This window comes from Streptomyces sp. NPDC088766, assembly GCF_044750845.1.
Taxonomy (GTDB): Bacteria; Actinomycetota; Actinomycetes; order Streptomycetales; family Streptomycetaceae; genus Streptomyces.
This window is the reverse complement of sequence record NZ_JBIVKQ010000009.1, coordinates 237,068-255,746: the sequence shown is the minus strand read 5'-3', so window position 1 is coordinate 255,746 and position 18,679 is coordinate 237,068. Positions and strand designations below refer to the sequence as shown.

Here is an 18,679-nt window from a genome sequence, read left to right as displayed (position 1 = left end):
GGTCCGACACGGCCGGTTCTCCTTTGGCCGGATTCCTTTTGTACGTGTGGAAGGACAGGGCATGACGATCAAGGACACCGCGCAGGCGTGGGAGATCCGCGCGACGGAGACCCCCTTCGTGGGCAAGAAGACCTCCGTCCGCACCGACGAGGTGGTCATGCCCGACGGCTCCGTCGTCCACCGCGACTACCAGGTCCACCCCGGCTCCGTGGCCGTTCTCGCCCTCGACGACGAGGACCGCGTCCTGCTGATCAAGCAGTACCGCCACCCCGTGCGGCAGAAGCTGTGGGAGATCCCGGCCGGCCTGCTCGACGTGCCCGGCGAGAACCCGCTGCACGCCGCCCAGCGGGAGCTGTACGAGGAGGCCCACGTCAAGGCCGAGGACTGGCGGGTGCTGACCGACGTCTACACCACTCCCGGCGGCTGCGACGAGGCGGTGCGCATCTTCCTGGCCCGCGGTCTGTCCGCGGCCGACGGGGAGCGCTTCGCGGTCGAGGACGAGGAGGCCGACATGGAGCACGCGCGGGTGCCGGTCGGCGAACTCGTGCGGGGGGTGCTCGCCGGCGAGCTGCACAACAACTGCCTGGTCGTGGGCGTCCTGTCGCTGGTCGCCGCGCGCGGCGGCGAGGGGCTCGACGCGCTGCGCCCGGCGCAGGCGCCGTGGCCGGCCCGCCCCTTCGAGGCGTGACCGTCCCGCGCCCTCCTGCCGACCCCTGCGGTGTGACGATCTGCTGATCCGATCGGGGGACGTCACCGCCGTGCTCCCCACGGAACGTCGCAGAGCGTGAACTAGGCTCGGGAACCGCCCGATCCGGAGTTCCGGCGGGCTCGCGCGTGCGGTGGGACGGGAGTGTGGCCCGTGACGGATCAGGCAGTGGACACAGACGGCGTGCAGCTGTCCGGACACGCTGCGACGGAGGGCCATTTCCTGGGCCGTACCCGGGAGTTGAAGGAACTGCGCGCCGACATCGAACGCGCGGGGCTGGACACCCTCTCCGGGAAGAAGGCCCCTCGCGCGCGCGTGCTCCTCATCGCCGGACGGCCCGGCTCCGGCCGTACCGCGCTCGCCGAGGAGTTCGTCCGGCAGGTCGCCGGGCGCTACCGGGACGGCGTGCTGCGCGTCCGGCTCGGCGAACCCGACGGCACCCCCGTGCCCGTCGAGCAGGCCGCTCGCGACCTGCTCACCGCGCTGGGCCGGCCGGTCCCGCCGGGCGCCGGCGAGGAGGACCTTTCGGCCACCCTGCGCGAGGCCCTCGCCGAGCGGCGCGCGCTGCTCCTGCTCGACGACGCGGCCGGCGCCGACCAGGTCGACGCCCTCCTCCCGGACACCCCGGAGTGCCTGGTCGTGGCCGTCTCGGCGGGCCCGCTCACCGGGATCTCCGACGTACGGCCCTGCACCCTGGGCGGCCTCGACACCAAGTCCGCCCTCGAACTGCTCACCCGGCGCACCGGCTCGGTCCGCGTCACCGTCGACCCGCGCGCCGCCGAGGGCCTCGTCGAGGCCTGCCAGGGGCACCCCACGGCGCTGATCCTCGCGGGCGGCTGGCTCGCCGCGCGGCCCAAGTCGGCGATCGCCGACCTCGCCAAGCAGCTGCACGCCGAGGGCGACGAGGGAAGCCCCCTCAGCCGGGTCTTCCGGCTCGTGCACGCCACCCTGCCCCCGGCCGCCGCCCGGATACTGCGACTGCTCTGCCTCGCCCCGGCCGGCCTGGCCGACCCGCACACCGCCTCCGCGCTCGCCGGCTGCTCGATCGGCGCCGCGCGCACCACCCTGGACGACTTCGTCGCCCTGGGCCTGCTGCGGGCCCTGCCGTCGCCGGTGCCCCAGTACGAGGTCCCCGGCTGCCTCCAGCCCCTGCTGCGGGCGGCCGCCGAGACCCACGAGCGTCCGGCCGAGCTCCAGCTGGCCCGCGCCCGCATGCTGGAGCGCACCGTACGGCTGCTCCAGTCCTGCCGGGCGATCACCGAGACGGACAGCCCGCAGGCCCGGGAGAAGCTCCAGGAAATGCCCCGCGCCCTGCGGTTCGACACCCCGCGCGCGGCCGCCGACTGGCTGCGCACCCGCCGGCCGGCCCTGCTCGCCTCCGCCCGGCTCGCGGTCGCCGACGGCGAGCTGGACACCCTGGCCAGGCGTCTGATGTCCCAGCTGGTCAGGGCGATGGTCGCGCACCTCGGCACCCAGGGGGCCGCGGCCGATCTGTACGGCGTCCACCAGCTCGTCCTGGACGTGGCCGAGCGCCGCGACCTGCCCCGCGAGAAGGCCGCCGCCCTGCTGAACCTGGCCGACGTGGACGCCCGCACCGGGCGCACGGCAAAGGCCCTGGTGCGCTACCGGGCCGCGCTGGACGCCGGACGGGAGGCGAACGACCCGTACGCGACCGGCCGCGCGATGGAATCCGTAGGCGGCGCGCACCTGGAGCTGGGGGACTACGACCGGGCCGCCGACTGGTTCGGCCGGGCCCTCGCCCAGCGGCTGGCCCGCGACGAGCGCGTGGACGCCGCCCGGCTGTACGGCCGCATCGCCACCGCCCACACCTACGCCGGACGGTACGGCGAGGCGCAGCGGGGCTGGCGAGCCGCGGCCGCCGGGCACCGCAAGACCGGCGATGTGGCCGCGTCCGCACGGGCGTTGAGCGAGCTGGCCCGGGTCCAGGAGTACGCGGGCCGGCCGGAGGAGTCGCTGCGCACCTGCCAGGAGGCGGCGGAGTGGGCCCGGCGCGCCGACGACACCCGTCTGCAGGCCGCCCTCCAGCTCCGGCTGGCCGACACCCTGGAGCACCTCGGCGACCCCGCGGCCGCCCGCCTGCACCGCGGCGCGGCCGAGCGCATCCTGGGAGATGAGCCCGGAGACCGTGATCCGGAGCCGGAACACGGCGATAACGCCTGCGAAATCCGCAGTACACCCACTGAAGATTGATGCAATGAAAGGCTAGACAGCGGGAACACCTTCATTAGACTGGCTCTGCCGCACGTTCTCCTGCGGTGCATCCCGGTGCGTCCGCTACCTCCGGGTATGTGTTGCTGTTTCCCCACACCCTCTGAGCCAAGGACCGTGATCGACGTGAAGGTCGGCATCCCCCGCGAGGTCAAGAACAACGAGTTCCGGGTGGCCATCACCCCCGCCGGCGTGCACGAGCTGGTACGCAACGGCCACCAGGTCGTCATCGAGCGCAACGCCGGTGTCGGATCGTCGATCACGGACGACGAGTACGTCGCCGCCGGTGCGCGGATCCTGGACGCCGCCGACGAGGTGTGGGCCACGGCCGACCTGCTGCTGAAGGTCAAGGAGCCCGTCGCCGAGGAGTACCACCGCCTCCGCAAGGACCAGACCCTCTTCACCTACCTCCACCTGGCCGCCTCCAAGGAGTGCACCGACGCCCTCGTCGCGTCCGGCACCACCGCGATCGCCTACGAGACCGTCGAGCTGCCGAACCGCGCGCTGCCGCTGCTCGCCCCGATGTCCGAGGTCGCGGGCCGGCTGGCCCCGCAGGTCGGCGCCTACCACCTGATGCGGGCCAACGGCGGCCGCGGCGTCCTGCCCGGCGGCGTCCCCGGCGTCACCCCGGCCAAGGCCGTCGTCATCGGCGGCGGGGTGTCGGGCTGGAACGCCACCCAGATCGCCGTCGGCATGGGCTTCGACGTGACCCTGCTCGACCGCGACATCAACAAGCTGCGCGAGGCCGACAAGATCTTCGGCACCAGGGTCAAGGCCGTCATGTCCAACTCCTTCGAGCTGGAGAAGGCCGTCCTCGACGCCGACCTCGTCATCGGTGCCGTGCTCATCCCGGGCGCCAAGGCCCCGAAGCTGGTCACCAACGAACTGGTGTCCCGGATGAAGCCCGGCAGTGTTCTTGTCGACATCGCGATCGACCAGGGCGGCTGCTTCGAGGACTCCCGTCCCACCACCCACGCCGAGCCGACCTTCCCGGTGCACGACTCGGTCTTCTACTGCGTCGCGAACATGCCGGGCGCGGTGCCCAACACCTCCACCAACGCCCTCACCAACGCCACGCTGCCGTACATCGTCTCGCTCGCCAACAACGGCTGGGTCGAGGCGCTGCGCCGCGACCCCGCGCTGGCCAAGGGCCTCAACACCCACGACGGCCAGGTCGTTTACCGCGAGGTCGCCGAGGCGCACGGACTGGCCCACGTGGAGCTCGACACGCTCCTCGGCTGACACGCCCGGGCAAGTCACCTTTCCGTAAAGGCGATACGTCAACAGGACGAGTCAATCGCGCACATCCGGCCGGACCTTGCCCGACAAGGTCCGGCCGGATGTGTGTATGGTCACTTTGCGGCTCTCGGTCAACTCGCCTCGAACGTGATCCTTCGACCGATTCGCACGCCGGTGAAACCTGCTGTGCGACGGCCGTACGCCCTTGACAGCGGCATGTTTCATTGTCGACACATCGAGTCGGGTCCGGCGGATTGTGTTGCTGCGAACACCCGACACGCCATAGAGTCGCCAACCGTCGGCATGGTGCCACGCTGACCTTGTCTAGAAGTTTCCTGGTCACCAAGGAGGTAAGACGACTTGTGAATGAGTCGACATTTTCTCCCGGGGGTGGTCAACCAGGAATGCCTACGCGGAGTCAGGGCTCCACGGGGCTCGAGGCTGTCGGCTCCGTCGCTGTCCGAACCTTCGCAGCCCACCAGAGCCAGTCAAGCCCCCACACGGCTCTGTCAGCACCCCAGAGCATGGATGGCCATCACGTGAACGCCATGGCCGGCGACGGAAGTGGCACGCCCCGCAACCACTTCGCCGACTACGACGAACTGCCCGAAGGGCACTTCTACGACCCCGACGCCGAGTACGAGCCCGACCCCGAGTACGCGGCCACCCTCGCGCCTGACGCCGCCCGCCAGCGCCGCGAGCGCATCGGCCCGACCGGTCGCCCGCTGCCGTACTTCCCGATCCCGGGACCGCTGACCAACCACGGTCCCGCGACGATCATCGCGATGTGCAACCAGAAGGGCGGCGTCGGCAAGACCACGTCGACCATCAACCTGGGTGCCGCGCTCGCGGAGTACGGGCGCCGGGTACTGCTCGTGGACTTCGACCCGCAGGGCGCGCTGTCGGTCGGCCTGGGCGTCAACCCCATGGAGCTCGACCTCACGGTCTACAACCTGCTCATGGAGCGGGGCATGTCGGCCGACGAGGTGCTCCTGAAGACGGCGGTCCCCAACATGGACCTGCTGCCCAGCAACATCGACCTGTCCGCCGCCGAGGTCCAGCTGGTCTCCGAGGTCGCGCGCGAGTCGACGCTGCAGCGTGCGCTGAAGCCGCTGATGGACGACTACGACTACATCGTGATCGACTGCCAGCCCTCGCTCGGCCTGCTCACCGTCAACGCGCTCACCGCCGCCCACAAGGTGATAGTGCCGCTGGAGTGCGAGTTCTTCGCGCTGCGCGGTGTCGCCCTGCTGACGGAGACCATCGAGAAGGTCCAGGAACGGCTCAACCCGGAGCTGGAGCTCGACGGGATCCTGGCGACCATGTACGACTCGCGCACGGTGCACAGCCGTGAGGTGCTGGCGCGGGTCGTCGAGGCCTTCGACGACCACGTCTACCACACGGTCATCGGGCGCACGGTCCGCTTCCCGGAGACCACGGTCGCCGGTGAGCCGATCACCACCTACGCCTCCAACTCCGTCGGCGCCGCCGCCTACCGTCAGCTCGCCAGGGAGGTGCTCGCCCGGTGTCACGCCGAGTGAGTCTGCCGGGGGCCGACGAACTCTTCCGCACGACAGGGGGAACGGCGCTCCAGCCGTCCGCACCCCGGCGCCCCGCGGGCGGCGAGGCCCGGGTGCCCGCTCCGGCGGGGGAGCGCGACGGGGCGGCGGCCGGTCCCGCCGACGACGCGCCGAACGCCGTACCCGCACAGGGCGGGGACGGCGAGGGAACCGAACACGCGGCGGCCGGCGCCGAACAGGGCGGCACCCGGGGCACCGGGGAGCGTTCCGGTCCCCGACAGGGCGCGCAGGAAGGTTCTGCCACCCAGGACGACGCCCCGTCGCGCAAGCGCGGACGGGCCTCCGCCCGCCGGCCCAGCGGCCGCGAACGGCACGACGAGAAGATCACCGTGTACGTGTCCGCCGAGGAACTGATGGACCTCGAGCACGCCCGTCTGGTGCTCCGCGGCGAACACGGGCTCGCGGTCGACCGCGGACGCATCGTCCGCGAGGCGGTCGCCGTCGTCCTCGCCGACCTGGAGAGCCGCGGAGACGCCAGCATCCTCGTACGACGGCTTCGCGGGCGGTAGCGGTAGCCTGCGGGGGTCATGACCTCGAACGACCCCGCCCGCACCCCCGGCCCAGGAGCACCCGTCGGCCGCCGCCGCGCGCTGGGACGGGGGCCGGGGACGGCGCCTGCGGAACCGGTACCAGTGCCGGTACCGGAACCGGCGCCGACGCTTGTTCCGGCTGCGGTGCACGAGCCGGAACCCCTACCGGAGCAGGTACGGGAGCCGGAACCGGTGCACGGGCCGGAACCCGCTGACGAGCCCGCCGGCAGTCCCCGGGACGACGCCCGTGACGACGCCCGGGACGACGTCCAGGAGTCCCCCGACGGTGTCTTCAAGGTCCGGCTCGCCAACTTCGAGGGCCCCTTCGATCTCCTGCTCCAGCTGATCTCCCGGCACAAGCTGGACGTCACCGAGGTCGCGCTGTCGAAGGTCACCGACGAGTTCATGGCGCACATCCGGGCGATGGGCCCCGACTGGGACCTGGACCGGACGACCGAGTTCCTCGTCGTCGCCGCGACGCTGCTCGATCTGAAGGCGGCCCGCCTGCTGCCCGCCGCCGAGGTCGAGGACGAGGCGGACCTGGCCCTCTTCGAGGCCCGCGACCTGCTGTTCGCCCGGCTGCTGCAGTACCGCGCGTACAAACGGATCGCCGACATCTTCCGGGAACGGCTGGACGCGGAGGCCCGCCGCCGTCCGCGGACCGTCGGCCTCGAACCGCACCACGCCGAACTGCTGCCCGAGGTCGTCATCAGCATCGGCGCGGAGGGCTTCGCGAAGCTCGCCGTCAAGGCGATGCAGCCCAGGCCCGAGCCGCAGGTGTACGTCGACCACATCCACGCCCCGCTGGTCAGCGTGCAGGAGCAGGCCCAGATCGTGGTCGCACGGCTGCGGCGGCTCGGCGAGGCCGGCTTCCGTACGCTCGTCGAGGACACCGACGACACCCTCACCGTCGTGGCGAGGTTCCTGGCCCTGCTGGAGCTGTACCGGGAGAAGGCCGTCGCCTTCGACCAGGAGGCCGCGCTCGGGGAGCTGCTGGTGCGCTGGACCGGCGGGGACGGGGACGACCGGCCCAGGGTGACCGACGAGTTCGACCGGCCGCCGCAGAAGACCGAGGAGGAGCGCAAGCCGTGAGCGAGGAGACCGCGGGGGCCCCGGCGGCCCCGGCCGGAGCGCGTACCGTCGCCGGCCTCGGCCTCAAGCCCGCCCTGGAGGCCGTGCTGATGGTCGTGGACGAGCCCGCCACCGAGGAGCACCTGGCGAGGATCGTGGAGCGCCCGCGCCGCCAGGTCGCGGACGCGCTGCGGGAGCTGGCCGACGAGTACACCGTGCAGGGGCGCGGCTTCGAGCTGCGGTTCGTCGCGGGCGGCTGGCGGTTCTCCACCCGGGCCGACTACGCCCCGGCCGTCGAACGGTACGTCCTGGACGGCCAGCAGGCCCGGCTGACCCAGGCGGCGCTGGAGACCCTCGCGGTGGTCGCCTACCGCCAGCCGGTCAGCCGCAGCAGGGTCTCCGCGGTGCGCGGAGTGAACTGCGACGGTGTGATGCGCACCCTGCTCCAGCGCGGTCTGGTCGAGGAGGCGGGCACGGAACCCGAAACAGGTGCGATCCTGTACGGGACGACGAACTACTTCCTGGAGCGGATGGGCCTGCGCGGTCTGGACGAGCTCCCGGAGCTCGCGCCCTTCCTCCCGGAGGCGGAGGCGATCGAGGCCGAGACCCAGGAAGCCGTACCGTCGTTCGATCCGGACGCCCCGGATGCGGACGACGGTCCCACGACGGACACGACGACGACGGAAATCTGATGCGAAGCAGCGGCAGCGGTAGCGGCAGGAGCGGTGGGCGCGGTAACCCCCGCGGCGCCGGCAACAACAGGGGCCAGAAGCAGGGCCAGGGCCGGGGGCAGGCACAGAGCCGGGGCCAGGGCCAGGCCCAGGGCCGGCCCAGCAAGCCCCGCCCCGAGGAGCGCCGCTACGACGTGGGCCCCGGCGCGTCTCACGAGGGCCCGAAGGCGGGGCGCGGCGGCGCGGCCCGCGGCGGCGCCAAGGGCGGTCCGAAGAAGCCCCAGCAGCGCGGGCCGTCGGCTCCGGCGACCTCGCGCGAGTACGAGACGCGGGCCGAGGAGCGCAACCGCGAACGGTACGCGGCCAAGAAGGACGTCAAGCTGCCCAGGACCTTCCCGGGCGCCGAGCAGGAGGGCGAGCGGCTCCAGAAGATCCTCGCGCGCGCGGGCTACGGCTCCCGGCGGGCCTGCGAGGAGCTGATCGAGCAGGCGCGGGTCGAGGTCAACGGCGAGATCGTCCTGGAGCAGGGCAAGCGGGTCGACCCGGAGAAGGACGAGGTCAAGGTCGACGGACTGACCGTGGCGACGCAGTCGTACCAGTTCTTCTCGCTGAACAAGCCCGCCGGCGTGGTCTCGACGATGGAGGACAACGAGGGCAGGCAGTGCCTCGGCGACTACGTCACCAACCGTGAGACCCGCCTGTTCCACGTCGGGCGGCTCGACACCGAGACCGAGGGCGTCATCCTGCTCACCAACCACGGTGAGCTGGCGCACCGCCTGACGCACCCGAAGTACGGCGTGAAGAAGGTCTACCTCGCGCACATCGTGGGCCCGATCCCGCGCGACCTGGGCAAGCGGCTCAAGGACGGCATCCAGCTCGAGGACGGGTACGCGAAGGCGGACCACTTCCGGGTCGTCGAGCAGACCGGCAAGAACTACCTTGTCGAGGTCACCCTCCACGAGGGCCGCAAGCACATCGTGCGCCGGATGCTCGCGGAGGCCGGGTTCCCGGTCGACAAGCTGGTCCGCACGGCCTTCGGCCCGATCACCCTGGGCGACCAGAAGTCGGGCTGGCTGCGCCGGCTGTCCAACACCGAGGTCGGCATGCTGATGAAGGAAGTCGACCTGTAGAGCGGCTCGTCGGAGCGGCCGGTCCCGGATTTCCGGGACCGGCCGCTTTCTCGTGTCCGCGCTTTCTTGTGCCCGGACACCGGTCAGGTTTATGGTCGGTACGACTATTAAAAGGGGGTGGATGGATGCGGGGCTACGACAAGTACGCCTTCGAACCCTTCGCCGTCACCGTGGACCTCGCCGTCCTCACCCTGCGCGCGGGCGCCCTGCACGTGCTGCTCGTCGAGCGCGGGCAGGAGCCGCACCTCGGCCGCTGGGCGCTGCCCGGCGGGTTCGTGCTGCCGGACGAGTCCGCCGAGGCCGCCGCCCGGCGCGAACTCGCCGAGGAGACCGGCATCGCCGACGTCTCCGGCCTCCACCTGGAACAGCTGCGCACCTACAGCGAACCCGACCGCGACCCCCGCATGCGGGTCGTCTCCGTCGCCTTCGCCGCCCTGCTGCCCGACGCTCCCGAACCGCGCGGCGGCGGCGACGCGGCCCAGGCCCGCTGGCGGCCGTACGACGACGCCGCACCGCTCGCCTTCGACCACGACCGGATCCTGGCCGACGCCCACGAACGGGTCGGCGCCAAGCTCGAGTACACCTGTCTCGCGACCGCCTTCTGCCCGCCCGAGTTCACCCTCGGCGAGCTCCAGCAGGTCTACGAGACGGTCTGGGGCACCGGCCTGGACCGGCCCAACTTCCGCCGCAAGGTCCTCGCCACCCCCGGCTTCGTCGAACCCGTTCCCGGCGGCCCCGCACGGCTGACCGGCGGCCGCGGCAAACCGGCCGCCCTCTACCGCGCGGGCACCGCCACCACCCTCCACCCGCCCCTGCTGCGACCGCCCCGGGAAGGACGTTCCGCATGACCACCACGACCGTCAGGAAGCGCGCCGCGACGGGGGCCCTGCTGGGCCTCGCGCTGGGGGACGCGCTCGGCTTTCCGACCGAGTTCGACGACGTCCCCTCGATCCTCGCCAAGTGCGGGCCGTGGCGGGAGACGGAACTGCCGGGGCGGGCCTTCGTCTCCGACGACACGCAGATGACGCTGGCCGTCGGCCGCGCCCTGCGCACGGCCGTGGACCGCGGGCCGCTCGAGCCGGCCGGGCTGGAGCGGCCGCTGCGCGAGGAGTTCGTGGCCTGGTACCGCTCGCCCGAGAACAACCGCGCCCCCGGCCGTACCTGCCTGACCGCCTGCGGCATGCTGGAGGACGACGGGCGCCCGTGGCAGGACGCCAGTCAGATCGGCTCCAAGGGCTGCGGCGCCAACATGCGCGTCGCGCCCCTCGGCCTCGCCCCCGGCCTCAGCGACGAGCAGCGGGCCGGTGCCGCCCAGCTCCAGTCCGGCCTCACCCACGGCCACCCCACCGCGCTCGCCGCCTCCGACCTCACCGCCCACGCCGTACGGCTGCTCGCGGACGGCGCCGAACCGACGGGCCTCGTCGGACTGCTGCGGTCCTACGCCCTCGACAACCGCACCCACTACCACCACCGCTGGCTCGGCGACCTGTGGACCCGCTCCCAGGACCCGGCCCCGGAGCACTTCATCGCACGGGGCTGGGACGACTGCCTGCACGTCCTGGAGCGCCTCCAGGAGGCTCTGCGCGACCCCTCGCCGGAGACCGACCCGTGCCTGGCCACCGGGGAGGGCTGGATCGCCGAGGAGGCGCTGGCGACCGGGCTGCTGTGCTTCCTGCTCTTCCCCGACGCGCCGGTCACCGCGCTGCGCCGGGCCGCCTGCTCCGCCGGCGACTCCGACTCCATCGCCTGCCTGGCCGGCGCCTTCGCGGGCGCCCACGCCGGGGCCGACGCCTGGCCGACGGAGTGGGCGGACCGGATCGAGCACCGGAGCGAGCTGGTCACCCTCGGGGCACTGTGGGACCACTGAGCACCGGCCACCCGTCACCGGCCGCCGATCCCGCTCGTCCCACGCCGGCGTGATGACGTCGCCCTTCACCACGATCTCCGCCGCGGGCAGCGGCTCGGTCGCCGGGGCACCCGTCACCGTGCCGTCGCCGATGCCGAAACCGCTCTTGTGGCAGGCGCAGTCGATGGTGCCGTCGGCGACGGCCGCCACGCTGCAGCCCTGATGGGCGCAGACCACCGCGAACGCGGTGAGGCGCCGGACCCGTGGCACGGAGGACACGACCCGGGCCCGCGGCCGGCTGCTCGCACGGGGCGCGTCTCAGCGGGCGGGCGCCGTGCTCCGGGCCGGTCCGCGCTGACTACGCTGGACGACGAAGAGCCGTGACCTACGTGAGCGAGGAGCAGCGCCGTGGCGGTACGAGCGGTCCGGGGGGCCGTCCAGCTGGACAGGGACGAGGCCGGGCACATGGACGAGCGGGTCGGGGCCCTGCTCACCGCCGTCATGGAGCGGAACGCCCTCACCGCCGACGACCTGATCAGCATCTGGTTCACGGCCACCCCCGACCTGCACAGCGACTTCCCGGCCGCCGCCGCGCGCAAGCTGGGCATCGTCGACGTACCGCTGATCTGCGCCCAGGAACTCGACGTCCGGGGTGCCATGCCGAGGGTCGTCCGCGTCCTCGCGCACATCGAGTCGGACCGGCCCCGCTCCGAGATCAACCACGTCTACCTCGGCGCCGCGGCCGCCCTGCGCAAGGACATCGCCCAGTGAGAACCGCGCTCGTCATCGGAACCGGACTCATCGGCACCTCCGCGGCCCTCGCCCTCGCCCGGCGCGGCGTCGTCGTCCACCTGGAGGACCACGACCCCGAGCAGGCCCGTACGGCGGCGGCGCTCGGCGCCGGCACCGACGACGCCCCCCGGGGCCCGGTCGACGTCGCCATCGTCGCCGCCCCGCCCGCCCACGTGGCCGCCGTGCTCGCCGACGCCATGCGCCGGGGCGTGGCCCGCGGCTACCTCGACGTCGCCAGCGTCAAGGGCGGGCCGCGCCGGGAACTGGAGGCGCTCGGCCTCGACCTGTCGGCCTACCTCGGCACCCACCCCATGTCCGGCCGCGAGAAGTCCGGCCCGCTGGCCGCGACCGCCGACCTCTTCGAGGGCCGCCCCTGGGTGCTGACGCCCACCCGCGACACCGACACCGAGGTGCTGAACCTCGCCCTGGAGCTGGTTTCGCACTGCCGGGCCGTCCCCGTGGTGATGGACGCCGACGCCCACGACCGGGCCGTGGCGCTCGTCTCCCACATGCCCCACCTGGTCTCCAGCATGGTCGCGGCCCGCCTGCAGAACGCCGAGGAGGCCGCCGTACGGCTGTGCGGGCAGGGCATCCGGGACGTGACCCGGATCGCCGCCTCCGACCCCCGGATGTGGATCGACATCCTCTCCGCGAACCCCGGGCCGGTCGCCGACCTGCTCGGCGACGTCGCCGCCGACCTCGACGAGACGGTCCGGGCGCTGCGCGCCCTGCAGTCCTCCGACGAGGACAAGCGGCGCGCCGGCGCCGGCGGCATCGAGGACGTCCTGCGGCGGGGCAACGCCGGTCAGGTCCGGGTCCCCGGCAAGCACGGGTCCGCTCCGCGGGTGTACGAGGTCGTGGCGGTGCTCATCGACGACCAGCCGGGACAGCTGGCCCGCATCTTCGCCGACGCCGGCCGGGCCGGGGTCAACATCGAGGACGTACGCATCGAGCACGCGACGGGGCAGCAGGCCGGTCTGGTGCAGCTGACGGTGGAGCCGGAGGCGGTGGCCGTGCTGAGCGCCGCGCTGCGGGAGCGGGGCTGGGCGCTGCGGCAGTAGGCACCCGGTGTCCGGGTGCCCCGGCCCGCGTCGGAGAACCGTGCCGGACGGGCCCCCTCCGCGGCCGTCGGCCGGACGAGTGACCCGCAGCCAGTAACCTTGTGCGGGGCACATTGTCGTCCCGCAGCCCACCGCCTCGCACCAGGAAGGTGTCCTCCCGTGGAAAACGGCGCCGCCCAGCCCGTGATTGTCGCCATCGACGGTCCCTCCGGCACGGGCAAGTCGAGCACGTCCAAGGCCGTGGCCGCCCAGCTCGGGCTGAGCTACCTGGACACCGGCGCCCAGTACCGGGCGATCACGTGGTGGATGGTCAGCAACGGGATCGACATCGAGGACCCCACGGCGATCGCCGCCGTCGCCGGCAAGCCCGAGATCATCTCCGGCACCGACCCGGCCGACCCGACGATCACGGTCGACGGCGTCGACGTGGCCGGTCCGATCCGCACCCAGGAGGTCACCTCCAAGGTCAGCGCGGTGAGCGCCGTCCCCGAGGTGCGGTCGCGGATCACCGAGCTGCAGCGGTCGCTGGCGGCCTCCGCCGAGCGCGGCATAGTCGTCGAGGGACGGGACATCGGGACGACCGTGCTGCCCGACGCCGACCTGAAGATCTTCCTCACCGCCTCGCCGGAGGCCCGCGCCGCCCGCCGCAGCGGCGAGCTGAAGGGCGCGGACGTGCACAGCACCCGCGAGGCGCTGATCAAGCGGGACGCGGCCGACTCCTCCCGCAAGACCTCCCCGCTCGCCAAGGCGGACGACGCCGTCGAGGTGGACACCACCGAGCTGACGCTGGCCCAGGTCATCGAGTGCGTGGTCACCCTCGTCGGGGAGAAGCGGGCGGTGAAGTGAGCGAGCTGCCCTCGGAGAGAGGGGCGGAGGTCGGGCGGCGCATCGGCGTCGGCCTGATGTTCGGGCTGTGGAAGCCGCGGGTGCTGGGCGCCTGGAGGGTTCCGGCGACCGGCCCCGTGATCTTCGCCGTCAACCACTCCCACAACATCGACGGGCCGATGGTCATGGGCGTGGCGCCCCGGCCGACGCACTTCCTGATCAAGAAGGAGGCGTTCGTCGGCCCCCTCGACCCGTTCCTGACCGGCATCGGTCAGCTCAAGGTCGACCGGGACACCACCGACCGCAAGGCCATCACCCGCGCGCTGGGCGTGCTGGAGGCCGGCGGCGTCCTCGGGATCTTCCCGGAGGGCACGCGGGGCGAGGGCGACTTCGCCTCCCTGCGCGCGGGGCTCGCCTATTTCGCGGTGCGCAGCGGGGCGGCGATCGTCCCGGTGGCCGTCCTGGGAAGCACCGGGCGGCGCGGACGGTTGTTCAAGGCACTGCCCCCGCTGCGGTCCCGCGTCGACGTCGTCTTCGGCGACCCGTTCGAGGCGGGCGACGGCAGCGGGCGGCGTACCCGAAAGGCGCTGGACGAGGCCACCGAGCGCATCCAGAAGCACCTGGCCGCCCACCTGGAACACGCCAGACGGCTCACCGGCCGTCCGACGGACGACGGACAGCGGCGCGACGCATAGCGGCGCGACGGTACGAAGACGGTACGAAAACGCCGGGCGTCCGGGCGGGCGCTGGGCGACACTGAGTAGTGGATCAAACCGCCGAAAACGGATGCTCCACCGATCACCACGAATGAACGCAGAGGTACGGACTTCATGAACGACCACATCCAGCCCGACGGCTCGGACTCCTTCGAGCACGATCACGGGGCGCTCGGCGACGCCGAGTACGCGGAGTTCATGGAGCTCGCCGCGGTCGAGGGCTTCGACGTCGAGGACGTCGAGGGGGCGATCGAGGCCGCCGGGCACGGGCCGCTGCCCGTCCTCGCGGTCGTCGGCCGCCCGAACGTCGGCAAGTCGACCCTCGTCAACCGGATCATCGGGCGGCGCGAGGCGGTCGTCGAGGACAAGCCGGGCGTCACCCGCGACCGGGTCACCTACGAGGCCGAGTGGGCGGGCCGCCGCTTCAAGGTCGTCGACACCGGCGGCTGGGAGCAGGACGTCCTCGGCATCGACGCCTCCGTGGCCGCGCAGGCCGAGTACGCGATCGAGGCCGCCGACGCCGTCGTGTTCGTCGTCGACGCCAAGGTCGGTGCCACGGACACCGACGAGGCGGTCGTACGACTGCTGCGCAAGGCGGGCAAGCCCGTCGTGCTCGCCGCCAACAAGGTGGACGGCCAGAGCGGCGAGGCGGACGCCGCCTCTCTGTGGTCCCTGGGCCTCGGCGAGCCCCACCCCGTCTCCGCGCTGCACGGCCGCGGCACCGGCGACATGCTGGACGCGGTCCTGGAGGCGCTGCCGGAGGCGCCCGCGCAGACCTTCGGCACGGCGGTCGGCGGCCCGCGCCGCATCGCCCTCATCGGCCGCCCGAACGTCGGCAAGTCCTCGCTGCTGAACAAGGTGGCCGGCGAGGAGCGCGTCGTCGTCAACGAGCTGGCCGGCACCACCCGTGACCCGGTCGACGAGCTGATCGAACTGGGCGGTGTCACCTGGAAGTTCGTCGACACGGCCGGTATCCGCAAGCGGGTCCACCTCCAGCAGGGCGCCGACTACTACGCCTCGCTGCGCACGGCGGCCGCCGTGGAGAAGGCCGAGGTGGCGGTCATCCTGATCGACGTCTCCGAGTCGATCTCCGTGCAGGACCAGCGGATCGTCACCACGGCGGTGGAGGCGGGCCGCGCGATCGTCCTCGCCTACAACAAGTGGGACACCCTCGACGAGGAGCGCCGCTACTACCTGGAGCGGGAGATCGAGACCGAGCTGGCCCAGGTGGCGTGGGCGCCGCGGGTGAACGTCTCGGCGCGCACCGGACGGCACATGGAGAAGCTGGTCCCGGCGATCGAGACCGCCCTCGCGGGCTGGGAGACGCGCGTCCCGACCGGCCGGCTGAACGCCTTCCTCGGCGAGCTGGTCGCCGCCCACCCGCACCCGATCCGGGGCGGCAAGCAGCCGCGCATCCTCTTCGGCACCCAGGCGGGCACCAAGCCGCCGCGGTTCGTGCTGTTCGCCTCCGGCTTCATCGAGGCGGGCTACCGGCGCTTCGTCGAGCGCAGGCTGCGCGAGGAGTTCGGCTTCGAGGGGACGCCGATCCACATCTCGGTGCGGGTGCGCGAGAAGCGCGGCAAGAAGAAGTGACCCGACGGCACGGCCGGAGGGCGGCACCCGCGGTGGGTGCCGCCCTCCGGCCGTGCCGCGCCCGCCGCGGGCCTCAGACGCTCCGCCGGGGTGCCGGGGGCAGTGCCGCCGGGACGTGGTGCGTCCCGGCCGGCGTGTGCGGCCGGCCGGTCTGCCCGAGCGGGCCGATCCGCTGCCACTGCGGCGCCTGGGACTGCGCCCGCTCCTGCTCCTGCTCCTGCTCCTGCGACCGGGACGATGCCGGTGACTGCGACGGCTGCCCGAGCCGTGCGCTCTGGGCGCCCGCGCTGTAGGCGCTGTACGAGCTGCTGAACGACCCCGGCCGCGGCACCGCGTACGTCCCCGTGCCGTGCGGCATGTTCCCGAAGGCGGTGAATCCCAGTTCGTCCTCACCGCTGCGGTCACCGGGCAGCGAGCGGAACGACTTGACGTACTCGGCGTAGAGCGCGTCGTAGATCGGTGTGGCCGAGGGGCCGCCCTGTGAGTCCTGGGCCGGTCGCGCGGACGGGATCGGGTAGGGCTGGCGGCGGGGAACGTCGTAGGTGTGCACGTATGTCCAAACGACGTGTGGGGTCGGGGGATGCGGCCGGTGACCGGCCTTCGGGGGGCGCGGGGTACGGCCCGCGTCCCCGCCCTGCGGGCTCAGGTTCCGGCGAGGGGCAGCGCCGCCCCGACCAGCTGGCCGTTCGCCGCGGCCTTGTCCAGCGCGTCCCGCAGCAGGTCCTCCCGGGGCTGGCGGCCGATCGCCCCCACCGGTGCCGCGAACATCAGCACCTGCTGGTGCTTGTTGGCGGCGGCCCGCCAGCCCTCCGTCACCTGCAACGGCTGGTGGGCCTGCCACCAGGCCACCGGCTGCCCGCCGTTGACCGAGGGCTGGAGCACCGCGTGCAACTGCCCCATCGCCAGCAGCACGGACCAGCCGTGCCGCACGGGCGGCGCCTCGGACAGCTCGGACAGCGGCATGAAGCCCTGTTCGATGAGGAGCGGCAGGAAGTCGTCGCCGATGCCGGTGGCGCCGGGCCGCACGACGGGCGCGGTCGGCTCGACGACCAGGGCCGGGTGCAGCTCCCCGGCGATCAGGACGAGTCCGCTGGTCACACCGAGCACGGCCTGCTCGGGCACCGTCTTGCCGGGGTCCAGGTCGGCGGTGTCGCCGCCGATGGAGCGGACGGCGCCCTGGAGCTGCTCCTCGGTGACCTGGACGATCTGCGAGGGCAGGCAGGTGGCGTGGGCGAAGGCGAGAACGGCGGTCTCGTCCCCGATGAACAGGACGGTGCTGGTGCGCTCGTACTCGGAGTCGCCCGGGGTGCGGCAGGACGTGCAGTCGTAACTGCCCGGGGCGTTCTCTCCGGCGATCAGCCGGTCGGCTTCTTCGGCGCCGATCTCGGCACGTACCTCGTCGCTGACGTCGAGCATGCGCGGCACGGGTGACTCCCTCGGATGCGGTGCGTGGGCGGGCCGGGTGGCTCCCCGGCTCATGCAGAGACAACGGGCGAGCTGTGGCGGGGGTCACGCTGCCGGGCGAAGGGAATCGAACCGGCCTGCGCGCACGGTCACGATTCGTGCGGAACCGGCCACTCATCGTCAAGTAACGAGAGTGTCACGGAAGTTGAATGCGTGAGGTGGGACACAGGCGGGCCGGGATGTCGGTCGACAAATCCGGAAATCAGGGAATGAAGTAGGTGTCCTGATTTCGCCGATACCAGCGGTAACCCTCAACTGGCCTGCGATGACCGCGTGTTGATTGATGACGGGCCGTCGGATTCCCTAGATTGCTCGGCCGTGTGCAGCGAGCACCACCCGGGTACGTCCGCCGGCCGCGCAGAACCAGACATCGCGCAGCACCACCGCCGGCGGACGGGGCGGAGCACGACGACCGCGTTCCCGCGCGGCCGGCGCGCTCCGCTCGGGGGGAGACCCGGGTTCGTAGAGAGGGATCCTCATGTCCGAATGTGCCGATGACACCCGCGTCGACGCCCGCGCCGCCAAGGCGCGTACGACGGCGGTCCTCGCCGGGGCGGCGCTTCTCGCCCCCCTGGGACTGCTGGCCGCCGGCGGCAACGCCGCCGCGGCGGACGCCGGAGTGTGGGACCGCATCGCCCGGTGCGAGAGCGGCGGCAACTGGCACATCAACACCGGCAACGGCTACTACGGAGGGCTCCAGTTCTCCGCCTCCACCTGGCGCGCCTACGGCGGCACGGCCTATGCGCCGACCGCCGACCATGCCACCAGGGAGCAGCAGATCGCCGTCGCCACCGAGGTCCAGCGCTCCCAGGGATGGGGCGCGTGGCCGACCTGCTCCACGCGCGCCGGGGCCTCCGGCGGCGCGCCCGCTGCCGCGAGCGGCCCGGCCAAGAGCGGCCCGGCCGAGAGCGGCTCCGCGCAGGGCGGCTCGTCCGCCGGCGGGTCGTCGAAGAACGGTTCGTCCACGGGAGGCTCCTCGAAGCCGGCCGACGCCGCCGAGCGTTCTCCCGGCCACGGCTCCCGCGGTACGTCCTCCCGCGGCGACGGCGACTACACCGTCCGCGCGGGCGACACGCTCAGCACGATCGCCGCGCGTCACGGAACCACCTGGCAGCGGGTCTACGCCGCGAACAGGACGGCCGTCGGCGGGAATCCCGACCTGATCGTGCCCGGTCTGCGGCTGAACTTCTGACGGCGCCCGGCCCCGTGGCCCCGTCCGGTGTGCA

Annotated in this window: 18 protein-coding genes and 1 pseudogene; 16 read left to right on the top strand and 3 right to left on the bottom strand. The window is 72.8% G+C overall.

Annotated features, from left to right (window positions below):
* Positions 1 to 61: 61 nt before the first annotated feature.
* From ACIP5W_RS15680 to ACIP5W_RS15635, 10 genes are all read left to right on the top strand, one after another.
* A complete protein-coding gene (locus tag ACIP5W_RS15680; protein WP_401472580.1) occupies positions 62 to 688 on the top strand; it encodes an NUDIX domain-containing protein in 627 nt (208 codons plus the stop codon).
* Positions 689 to 859: 171 nt separating this feature from the next.
* Positions 860 to 2,917 carry a tetratricopeptide repeat protein gene (locus ACIP5W_RS15675; protein WP_401472577.1) on the top strand — a complete coding sequence of 686 codons (2,058 nt, stop codon included), beginning with the start codon at positions 860 to 862 and terminating at the stop codon, positions 2,915 to 2,917.
* A 135-nt stretch (positions 2,918 to 3,052) separates the two neighbouring features.
* Positions 3,053 to 4,177 carry an alanine dehydrogenase gene (ald, locus tag ACIP5W_RS15670; RefSeq protein WP_401472574.1) on the top strand — a complete coding sequence of 375 codons (1,125 nt, stop codon included), beginning with the start codon at positions 3,053 to 3,055 and terminating at the stop codon, positions 4,175 to 4,177.
* Positions 4,178 to 4,578: 401 nt separating this feature from the next.
* Positions 4,579 to 5,715, top strand: a complete 1,137-nt coding sequence (locus ACIP5W_RS15665) for a ParA family protein (RefSeq protein WP_401472571.1) — start codon at positions 4,579 to 4,581, stop codon at positions 5,713 to 5,715.
* Positions 5,700 to 6,263, top strand: a complete 564-nt coding sequence (locus ACIP5W_RS15660) for a hypothetical protein (protein WP_401472568.1) — start codon at positions 5,700 to 5,702, stop codon at positions 6,261 to 6,263. Before ACIP5W_RS15665 ends, ACIP5W_RS15660 begins: the two co-directional genes overlap by 16 nt.
* 18 nt (positions 6,264 to 6,281) lie before the next feature.
* Positions 6,282 to 7,376, top strand: a complete 1,095-nt coding sequence (locus ACIP5W_RS15655; protein ID WP_401472565.1) for a segregation and condensation protein A — start codon at positions 6,282 to 6,284, stop codon at positions 7,374 to 7,376.
* Positions 7,373 to 8,047, top strand: a complete 675-nt coding sequence (gene scpB / locus ACIP5W_RS15650) for an SMC-Scp complex subunit ScpB (protein ID WP_401472562.1) — start codon at positions 7,373 to 7,375, stop codon at positions 8,045 to 8,047. Before ACIP5W_RS15655 ends, scpB begins: the two co-directional genes overlap by 4 nt.
* Positions 8,047 to 9,156 (top strand): pseudouridine synthase, encoded by a 1,110-nt coding sequence (locus tag ACIP5W_RS15645; protein ID WP_401472559.1) that lies wholly within the window; start codon positions 8,047 to 8,049, stop codon positions 9,154 to 9,156. The genes scpB and ACIP5W_RS15645 overlap by 1 nt, the downstream gene beginning before the upstream one ends.
* A gap of 125 nt (positions 9,157 to 9,281) precedes the next feature.
* A complete protein-coding gene (locus tag ACIP5W_RS15640) occupies positions 9,282 to 10,004 on the top strand; it encodes an NUDIX hydrolase (RefSeq protein ID WP_401472556.1) in 723 nt (240 codons plus the stop codon).
* Complete coding sequence (locus ACIP5W_RS15635; RefSeq protein WP_401472553.1) at positions 10,001 to 11,023, top strand: ADP-ribosylglycohydrolase family protein; 1,023 nt, start codon at positions 10,001 to 10,003, stop codon at positions 11,021 to 11,023. Before ACIP5W_RS15640 ends, ACIP5W_RS15635 begins: the two co-directional genes overlap by 4 nt.
* 144 nt (positions 11,024 to 11,167) lie before the next feature.
* Here the strand turns inward: ACIP5W_RS15635 and ACIP5W_RS15630 are convergent.
* Positions 11,168 to 11,212: pseudogene (locus tag ACIP5W_RS15630) on the bottom strand (hypothetical protein); the annotation flags it as partial.
* Positions 11,213 to 11,410: 198 nt separating this feature from the next.
* Here ACIP5W_RS15630 and aroH point away from each other — a divergent pair.
* From aroH to der, 5 genes are all read left to right on the top strand, one after another.
* Positions 11,411 to 11,773: a chorismate mutase gene (gene aroH / locus ACIP5W_RS15625; protein WP_401472550.1), complete on the top strand. Its 363-nt coding sequence runs from the start codon at positions 11,411 to 11,413 to the stop codon at positions 11,771 to 11,773.
* Positions 11,770 to 12,855, top strand: a complete 1,086-nt coding sequence (locus ACIP5W_RS15620; protein ID WP_401472547.1) for a prephenate dehydrogenase — start codon at positions 11,770 to 11,772, stop codon at positions 12,853 to 12,855. The genes aroH and ACIP5W_RS15620 overlap by 4 nt, the downstream gene beginning before the upstream one ends.
* Positions 12,856 to 13,014: 159 nt before the next feature.
* Positions 13,015 to 13,701: a (d)CMP kinase gene (cmk, locus tag ACIP5W_RS15615; RefSeq protein ID WP_401472544.1), complete on the top strand. Its 687-nt coding sequence runs from the start codon at positions 13,015 to 13,017 to the stop codon at positions 13,699 to 13,701.
* Positions 13,698 to 14,375 carry a lysophospholipid acyltransferase family protein gene (locus tag ACIP5W_RS15610; protein ID WP_401472541.1) on the top strand — a complete coding sequence of 226 codons (678 nt, stop codon included), beginning with the start codon at positions 13,698 to 13,700 and terminating at the stop codon, positions 14,373 to 14,375. Before cmk ends, ACIP5W_RS15610 begins: the two co-directional genes overlap by 4 nt.
* A gap of 135 nt (positions 14,376 to 14,510) precedes the next feature.
* Positions 14,511 to 15,989, top strand: a complete 1,479-nt coding sequence (der, locus tag ACIP5W_RS15605; RefSeq protein ID WP_401472538.1) for a ribosome biogenesis GTPase Der — start codon at positions 14,511 to 14,513, stop codon at positions 15,987 to 15,989.
* A 73-nt stretch (positions 15,990 to 16,062) separates the two neighbouring features.
* On the opposite strand, the gene ACIP5W_RS15600 is transcribed toward der, so the two are convergent.
* Both ACIP5W_RS15600 and ACIP5W_RS15595 read right to left on the bottom strand, forming a co-directional pair.
* Positions 16,063 to 16,539 (bottom strand): hypothetical protein, encoded by a 477-nt coding sequence (locus ACIP5W_RS15600; protein ID WP_401472535.1) that lies wholly within the window; start codon positions 16,537 to 16,539, stop codon positions 16,063 to 16,065.
* A gap of 92 nt (positions 16,540 to 16,631) precedes the next feature.
* On the bottom strand, positions 16,632 to 17,414 hold the full coding sequence (locus ACIP5W_RS15595) for a hypothetical protein (protein ID WP_401472532.1): 783 nt from the start codon (positions 17,412 to 17,414) through the stop codon (positions 16,632 to 16,634).
* A gap of 517 nt (positions 17,415 to 17,931) precedes the next feature.
* Between ACIP5W_RS15595 and ACIP5W_RS15590 the strand changes: the two genes are divergently transcribed.
* A complete protein-coding gene (locus tag ACIP5W_RS15590; RefSeq protein ID WP_401472529.1) occupies positions 17,932 to 18,645 on the top strand; it encodes a transglycosylase family protein in 714 nt (237 codons plus the stop codon).
* Positions 18,646 to 18,679: the final 34 nt, after the last annotated feature.

Coding starts and splice junctions, on each gene's coding strand:
- ACIP5W_RS15680 (WP_401472580.1), top strand. CDS start 62: ATGACGATCAAGGACACCGCGCAGGCGTGGGAGATCCGCGCGACGGAG.
- ACIP5W_RS15665 (WP_401472571.1), top strand. CDS start 4,579: ATGCCTACGCGGAGTCAGGGCTCCACGGGGCTCGAGGCTGTCGGCTCC.
- ACIP5W_RS15655 (WP_401472565.1), top strand. CDS start 6,282: ATGACCTCGAACGACCCCGCCCGCACCCCCGGCCCAGGAGCACCCGTC.
- ACIP5W_RS15645 (WP_401472559.1), top strand. CDS start 8,047: ATGCGAAGCAGCGGCAGCGGTAGCGGCAGGAGCGGTGGGCGCGGTAAC.
- ACIP5W_RS15640 (WP_401472556.1), top strand. CDS start 9,282: ATGCGGGGCTACGACAAGTACGCCTTCGAACCCTTCGCCGTCACCGTG.
- ACIP5W_RS15635 (WP_401472553.1), top strand. CDS start 10,001: ATGACCACCACGACCGTCAGGAAGCGCGCCGCGACGGGGGCCCTGCTG.
- der (WP_401472538.1), top strand. CDS start 14,511: ATGAACGACCACATCCAGCCCGACGGCTCGGACTCCTTCGAGCACGAT.
- ACIP5W_RS15590 (WP_401472529.1), top strand. CDS start 17,932: ATGTCCGAATGTGCCGATGACACCCGCGTCGACGCCCGCGCCGCCAAG.